The sequence below is a fragment of the Brevundimonas denitrificans genome (assembly GCF_030160755.1).
Lineage (GTDB): Bacteria > Pseudomonadota > Alphaproteobacteria > Caulobacterales > Caulobacteraceae > Brevundimonas > Brevundimonas denitrificans.
On record NZ_BSOY01000092.1, the window covers coordinates 1 to 7686 of the forward strand.

At 63.7% G+C, this 7686-nt stretch carries 4 protein-coding genes; 2 read left to right on the forward strand and 2 right to left on the reverse strand.

The window, feature by feature from the left end:
- Positions 1–984: transglycosylase domain-containing protein (locus QQJ79_RS14150; protein ID WP_284223566.1), on the reverse strand; the 984-nt coding region annotated here is incomplete at its 3' end.
- A 259-nt stretch (positions 985–1243) separates the two neighbouring features.
- Between QQJ79_RS14150 and QQJ79_RS14155 the strand changes: the two genes are divergently transcribed.
- Positions 1244–1795, forward strand: a complete 552-nt coding sequence (locus QQJ79_RS14155; RefSeq protein ID WP_284223563.1) for a hypothetical protein — start codon at positions 1244–1246, stop codon at positions 1793–1795.
- Between the two features lie 44 nt (positions 1796–1839).
- Positions 1840–6096, forward strand: coding sequence for an RHS repeat-associated core domain-containing protein (locus QQJ79_RS14160; protein WP_284223564.1), 4257 nt, complete (start codon positions 1840–1842; stop codon positions 6094–6096).
- Positions 6097–6925: 829 nt separating this feature from the next.
- Here the strand turns inward: QQJ79_RS14160 and QQJ79_RS14165 are convergent.
- Positions 6926–7686 (reverse strand): N-acetylmuramoyl-L-alanine amidase family protein (locus QQJ79_RS14165; protein WP_284223565.1); only part of this gene is annotated, 761 nt, incomplete at its 5' end.

The following is a 7686-nucleotide window of genomic DNA, read 5'->3' on the forward strand; positions in this document are numbered from 1 at the left end:
GCCCTCGGCGAAGTCGGTCGTGCCCCACGGCCCGCGCCAGCCGTGTCGGCGGTCATAGTTCTCCAGCCCGCGCATCAGGGCGTCGCGCGCCGCCGACTGCAGCGACGGGTCCAGGGTGGTGCGCATATAGTAGCCGCCGCGGTTGACCTCCTCGCGGCCGAAGCGGGCGATGGCCTGACGGCGCGCCTCCTCGACGAAGAAGTCGGCGTCGGCGTAGGCCGCCCGGCGCGGCGCGTCCTGCGCGGCCAGCGGCCGGGCCAGCGCCGTCGCCAGCTGGGCGTCATTGATGAAGCCGTTCTGGTTCATCTCCCCCAGCACCCAGTTGCGGCGGCCCAGCGCGGCCTCGGGGTGGCGTTTGGGGTGGTAGTTGTTCGGCCCCTTGGGCAGGGCCGCAAGGAAGGCGGCCTCGTCCGGCGTCAGCTGGCTCAGCGACTTGCCGAAATAGTTATAGGCCGCCGCGGCCACGCCATACGAGCGATAGCCGAGGAAAATCTCGTTGAGATACAGCTCCATGATCTGCTGTTTGGTCAGGGTCGCTTCCAGCCGGTTGGCCAGGATGGCTTCCTTGACCTTGCGGTTGATGCTGCTCTCATTGGTCAGCAGGACGTTCTTGGCCACCTGCTGGGTGATGGTCGAGCCGCCCTCCAGCCGTCGCCCCGTCGCGGCGTTGAAGATGTTCTTGAACATGGCCCGGCCCAGACCGCCCACGTCGATGCCGCCGTGGTTGAAGAAGTTGCGGTCCTCGGCCGCCAGAAAGGCCTGGATCACCGGCAGGGGGATCTGCTCATACGGCACATAGATGCGCCGTTCGTCCGAGAATTCGCCGATCAGCGTCCCGTCGCCGGCGTATACCCGCGTCGCCGTCGCCGGCCGGTAGTCGGCCAGCTCGGACGCGTCAGGCAGGTCATGGAACAGCCAGGCCGCATAGACGGCCACGATCAGCCCGGCCAGGGCGATCCCGCCCAGCAGGGCCACGCCCGCCATCACGAACCAGCGTTCGGCAATCTTCACCTGATACTCCGAATGGCGGGCCCGATGGGCTGGTTTAGCCCGCGTCGGAGGCCCCGGCTAGAGCCGTGACGCGACGGTCCAGCTCCTGTCGCGCGGCGGCCACGACATCGGCGTCCATATCCGAATCTCGTCGGCGGCCGGAAGGGGCCGAGGCCGGCCTGTCGTGCAGCTTCGCCATATTGACTCTTTCCCTTTTTACGAGAATAGATGCAATCTAGGGAGGAACGACGACATGCAATCAACACTCTTGTCGGCAGGCCTGTTGGCCGCGCTCGCTTTCCCCACGCTGGCGCAGGACGCCCAGACCTATCTCTATGACGCCAATGGGCGGCTGATCGCGGCGACGACGGCGCGGCCGACGTCCGGGGCCTATGCCGCCTATACGCTGGACGACGCCGACAACCGCACGGCCCGCAACGCCGTCGCGACCACCGGCCCCACGACAGCGGGCAAGCTCATGAGCGGCGAGAGCCTTGTCCCGACCCAGGGGATCACCAATGGGTCTTACACCCTGACCCAGCAGGTCAGCGGCGACCTGGTGGTGACCGGACCGTCAGGCGTGGTCCAGCACAGTTGCACCGGCACGGGGCGGTCGCTGTACGCGCGGATGGAGATCAACGGCAACCTCGTAGTGCGCGACGTAGCCGGAGCCATCCTCTGGCAGAGCAATACAGGCGCGTACTCCGGCGCAGAGCTTTTCCTGAACAGTGACGGAACCCTGGCGGTGAAGAGCGGCGGCGTGACCCGCTGGTCCGGCACGGTCACCGGCGGAGGGTGCTTCTGATGGCTCATTTCAAAAGGACCGCGTGCTTACTCGCGAGCACAATCGTGACCCTCCTGGCTCCAGCGGTGGTGGCTCAGGAGCAGCCGATTCCCCCCGAGCATTACACGCTCGATCCGCGCGGCGTGGATCTGGTCAGAGGAACCTTCAGTCACGCCACGACCGAGGTGGTCATCGGCCAGCCGGGTGCTGGGGGACTGGTTTATGGTCGATGGTTCGCGGGCGGGTGGCGGGACAATCAGATCGGGGGGCTCAGTACCAACGGTTCTGGAGACTTGGTCGCCAGCATTGGCCCGATCTCCGAACCGTTCGTCTGGAACGGGACGGAGTACGTCTCAAAATATAGCAACGGCTCTACCCTAGAACTTGTCGGCAGCGAATATCAGGTTACTGATCGTCATGGGAACACGGCTGTATTCGCCACCCTCATGATGAACGGCGAAAATCCCTACGGCGCGACTGAAGGATTGATCACCAGCTGGACCTCGCCTGCAGGCGAGGTGGTTACCTACATCTATCAGATGGGCACTCGCCCCTTCGTGGGAAGGATCTACCGGCTTTCGGCCATCACGAACAATCGTGGCTATATGCTGAAATACGCATACGCCTCGGACGATGATGACGACCAGACGTGGTGGCGTGTGACCAATGTGCGCGGCATCAACCTGGCGGTCGACTGGTGCGACGCCACCGCAAACAGCTGCTCGTCCTTCACCGAGACTTGGCCGAGCGTCACCTACGGCAGCTTCACCACGGGATTGGGCATCCCGCAGACTTCGACCGACCAAGCGGGACGGGTGACAAGTTACACCTACTCTGCGATCGGCGCCTGGCTCGCCATCGAAAGCATTCGGTATCCGGGAGCCACGGCCGACGATGTCGCAGTGGACTACAACACCTCAACCGATCTGCTCGTCAATCGCGTGACCGACGCGAGCGGTCAGTGGGACTACGCATACTCAACCACCGGCTCGGTCCAGACCACCACCGCCTCCGGCCCCCTGAATCAGGGACTGGCCGTCGAAGTCGACACAATGATCGGTCGCGCCACCTCCGTCACCGACGCGCTCAGCAACGAATGGACCTGGCAGTACGACGCCGACCTTCGCGTCACCCGGGTGACCCAGCCGGAGGGCGACTTCGTCGAGTACGAGTACGATTCGCGCTCCAACGTGGTGGAGACGACATGGAACCCCAAGCCAGGCAGCTCGCTCGATCCGATCGTCACCAGCACCCAGTATCCGGCCCTGCCCTGCGCTGACATCGAGACCTGCAACAAGCCTGAATCAACCACCGATGCGATGGGCGGCGTCACCGACTATGAGTGGGACTCCACGACCGGCCAGTTGCTCAGCGTCACCCTGCCTGCGCCGGCGGTCAGCGCGGCCCGCCCCCAGACGCGCTACGCCTATGACGCCTTCCAGGCCCGCTACCGCGACAGCGCATCGACCTATGTGAACGGCGCCGCCATTTCACTACCCATCGGAACCTCGGCCTGCGCCACCGGCGATCCCCAGACGTCGCCGACGCCGGTCTGCACCACCACGGCCAATGAGGTGGTGTCCGCCGTGGAATATCCTACGACTTCCTCACCCAACAACTTGCTGCCGATCTCGAGCAGTCGTGGCTCGGGCGCAACACCGGTCATGGCAGAGGTCGAGACGACCTGGACGCCTCAAGGGGACGTTCTGACGGTCGACGGCCCCCTCTCCGGCACAGCCGACACCACCACCTATGTCTATGACACATCCGACCCTCGCCAGAGGATCGGCGTCATCGGCCCTGATCCGGACGGCGGCGCCCTTCTGAACCGAGCCCAGCGGCTGACGTACAACAGCCGGGGCCAGGTCACCCTCGCCGAGACCGGCACGGCCTCGGGCGGGACATGGGCCAATTTCTCGGCCCTGCTGAAGAGCCAGATCACCTATGACGCCGCCCAGTTCTTCCGCCTGGTTGAGACGCGTCAGCTATCGGCCGCCAATGCGGTCGCGGGCGTCCAGCAGGTGACCTGGGACGCCGCCGGACGCCCCTCCTGCGTGGCCGTGCGCATGAACCCGGCGGAGTTTTCGAGCCTGCCGTCCTCGGCCTGCTCCCTCGATACCACGGGCGGCTTCGGCCCCGACCGCATCGTCCAGACCACCTATGATGATGTCGGCCGCCCCCTCACGACCACTTCAGCCCTCGGCACGGATGACGTCCTGACCGAAAGCGTCGCCTATACCGACAACGGCCAGGTCGAGAGCCTGATCGACGGCAACGGCAACGTCTCGATCATGGAGTACGACGGCTTCGACCGTCTGGCCAAGCTGCGCTACCCGAACGCCGCAGGGGGCGGCACGTCGACAACAGACTACGAGGCTTACGTCTTCGACGACTACGGCCGGCCCTACAGCAGCCGCAACCGCGCCGGCGACCTGACCTATTTCGACTTCGACGCGCTCAACCGGCTCACGGCCGTGAACGCGCCCTCGGGAACCCAGGATACCGATTTCGCCTACGACAACCTGGGGAGGACGATCTACGCCGAAATCCCGTCGGTGCAGTCGATCACCATGGCGTATGACGCCTTGAACCGTCAGACCTCGGAGTCCAGCTCAACCTTTGGCGTGGTCGGCTACGAGTATGACGCCGCCAGTCGCATGACCCGGATCACCTGGCCGGATGCCTTCTACGCCGCCTATGAGCATGACCTGTACGGGGCGGTGACCACCATTCGCGAGAATGGCGCGGGCAGCGGCGCGTTCGTGCTGGCGCAGTATGGGTACAGCAATCTGGGTCAGCTGACCGGGATCACGCGGGCTGATGGCGCGGGAGCCTCGACCAGCTACGGCTATGACGCCTTCGCCCGGCTGACCTCGCTGGTCCAGAACCCGGACGGAACCTCGAACGATGTGACCCTCGGCTTCAGCTACAACCCCGCCGGCCAGATCGTCGGCCGCACCGTCAGCGACGACGACTATGTCTGGACTCCCGCCAGCGGCGGCACGGGCTACACCCTGAACGGCCTGAACGCGGTCACCCAGATCGACAGCACGTCGATCACCTACGATTCCAACCGGAACCTGACGACGGGGACGGGCCACACCTATGCCTATGACGCCGCCAACCGGCTTCAGACGTCCACCGACTCCGCCACAGCGACCTTCCTCTATGACGCCAACGGTCGGTTGCTGCGCTCCAGCGGCGTCGGACCGACCCGCTACTTCCTTTATGCCGGGGTGCAGACGATTGCGGAATATGACGACCAGGGCGCGGTGACCAACCGTTACGTTCCGGGCCTGGGGCTGGATGGGGTCGTGACCAGCTACGTCGGATCGGGCACCGGAAGCCGCAGCTGGCTGCTGGCCGACGAGAGGGGGTCTGTGATGGCCTTGACGAACGGGAGCGGCGTGGTCTCGAACATCAACCGCTACGACGAATACGGTGTTCCGGCCTCAGGCAACACGGGGCGGTTCCAGTACACCGGCCAGGCTTGGCTGTCCGAGGCGGAAGCCTACCACTACCGGGCGCGGACCTATCTGCCGCAGCTCGGACGGTTCCTGCAGACCGATCCGATCGGCTATGCTGCCGGAGCGAACTTGTATGCGTACGTCGGCGCAGACCCGGTGAACTTCACTGATCCTAGTGGGCTACAAGAGGGGCAGCCGGGTGGCACTCAGTTTTGTTGGACCGGAGGAATTCCGCCTCAGAAAGGTTGCCACGACTTCGTGCCAGACCTTCCTTATAACATCGGCATCCTGCACTTTGGGAATTTTGATCCGCTTACAGCATCGTTTACGAGCCCGCAGGATCCAGGTGGAGGGGGCGGAGGACCTCAGGATCCTGAGCAGTGCGGGCGAGATATCGCAAGAGGCGCTGGTTCTGGCGCCGTAGCGGGGGCGGTCGGAGCGACGTTGTTGGTTTGCACGGCCAGCACCGCAACCGGCCCCGGCGCACCAGTTGTATGTGTTGGCGGCAGTGCCGCAGCAGCTGGAGAGGGAGCCCTTGTTGGTAGTGCGCTCGGAGGTTCTTTGGCAGCAGCGATCTCGCCTGCTTGTCATGGAAATAGCTACAGGTCCCAGAGGCGGACGATTGTATATGCTCTTCGAGAGGTAGAAAGTGGACGCCTGTTGAAATATGGAATTACATCAGAATTGAATCCGGTTCGGCGATACTGCGCTCGCGACTACGAATGTTATAACGCTCAAATGGATATACTGGCAGATTACGACCGGCGATGGCAGGCAAGAACTGACGAGTACAGCAGATGTACTGTATATGTACTATTAAATAACCATCTACCGCCTTTATCTGAGAGATGCTGATGATTTATAGAGAGTCCGGCATTTTGTTTCACTCTGTCTCTGCAAAGAGAATTGAAATATCTAAGTTGTTTATTCCATACATGAATAAAACACTGAAAGATTTTGAACTAAATAGCGTATACTTATGTATAGAATATTCCCCAATAATAATTCCAAATAATATTGGTATACTGAAAGACAGAATCTCTTATCGTAGATCTGCAAACACTATACAGCTGATAAGCAATTTAGACTATTTGATATGGAGCGGGTCAGATAAGGAAGATATTATCTCATCATATATATCGGGAATTTGCAGGCATGAGTTAGCGCTTCTTTCTTCAAAGAACTTATCAGGCGATTCCATTCTAGCGTTTTTTGAAGCGGCTAGATCGTTCCGTATTCATATACACTAATTTCCACGGCATCGCGGGAGCGGAGAACCATTACAACTTTCATGGCCGAGGCACTACTTCCTCAAGTATGGACCTTGAGCGTGGAAGTGGCGACTTACATCCCTTTCCTGAAGTGGGGACACATACCGCTTTCCGGCCTGAAAATAGGCTCTCGCCCGCCTCTGCGGTCGCCGAGATGCGTCTCGGTCGACCGATTGGCGGCTCCACCAGCGCCCGCTCTGTCGCCGCCCCCAGCACCTTGACCCGGTCCGCCACGCTGGGCCGCCGGCTCAAGGTCCAAGCCTGCCGCATCTTGCGCCGCGCCTCCGCCTCCACGTCCAGATCGAAGAAGCCGGTCGGCGCCTCATTCAAGGCGGCGTGCGCCCTTTTCGGCAGCCCGAAACACTGTCTTCTCGCCCCTCGCGCGGCCAGCGCGAGCCCGCTTCGCTCGGCCCTCAGGGCTGGCCCGACGCCCCGCCCGCCGAGGCCATCTGCAACGTCCCGGACGGCTCGCGGAAATAGCGGTCGATCCCGTCCGCGACGGCGCGCATCAGCCGCCGCCGGGCGCGGTTGTCGTTGAGCATCCGCTCGTCCTCGGGATTGGTGATGAAGCCCATCTCCAGCAGCACCGCGGGCACGTCGGGGGCCAGCAGCACGGCCAGGCCGGCGTCGCGGTGGCTGCGGCGCAGCATCGGATGGTCGGCGCCCTCCAGCTCGCCCAGCAGGGTGCGGGCCAGCTGGGCCGAGCGGTTCTGGGTGGCGCGCTGGGTCATGTCCAGCAGGATGCGGTCGACCGAGGGGTCGCGGCCCGGCAGGTTCAGACTGCGGTGCCAGTTCTCGCCGCGGGTGAACTCGCGCACGGCCCGGCCGGCGCCCTGTTCGGACAGGGTGTATACGCTGGCCCCGCGCGTGGCCGGATCGGCGCCGGCGTCGGCGTGCAGGGAGATGAACAGGTCGGCGTCGGCCTGACGGGCGATGGCCACGCGGCGGTACAGGGCGACATAGGCGTCGCTCTCGCGGGTCAGCCGCACGCGATACCGGCCGGCGCGCTCCAGCTCGCGCTTCAGGTCGAGGGCGGCGGCCAGGGTGACGGCGCTCTCGCGGGACTCGGCCCCATGGGCGCCCGGATCGCGGCCGCCGTGGCCGGCGTCGATATAGATGAGGGGCCGTTCGGCGGGCCGGTCGGCCGCGCGGGGCGGCGACGTCCGGGCCGGAG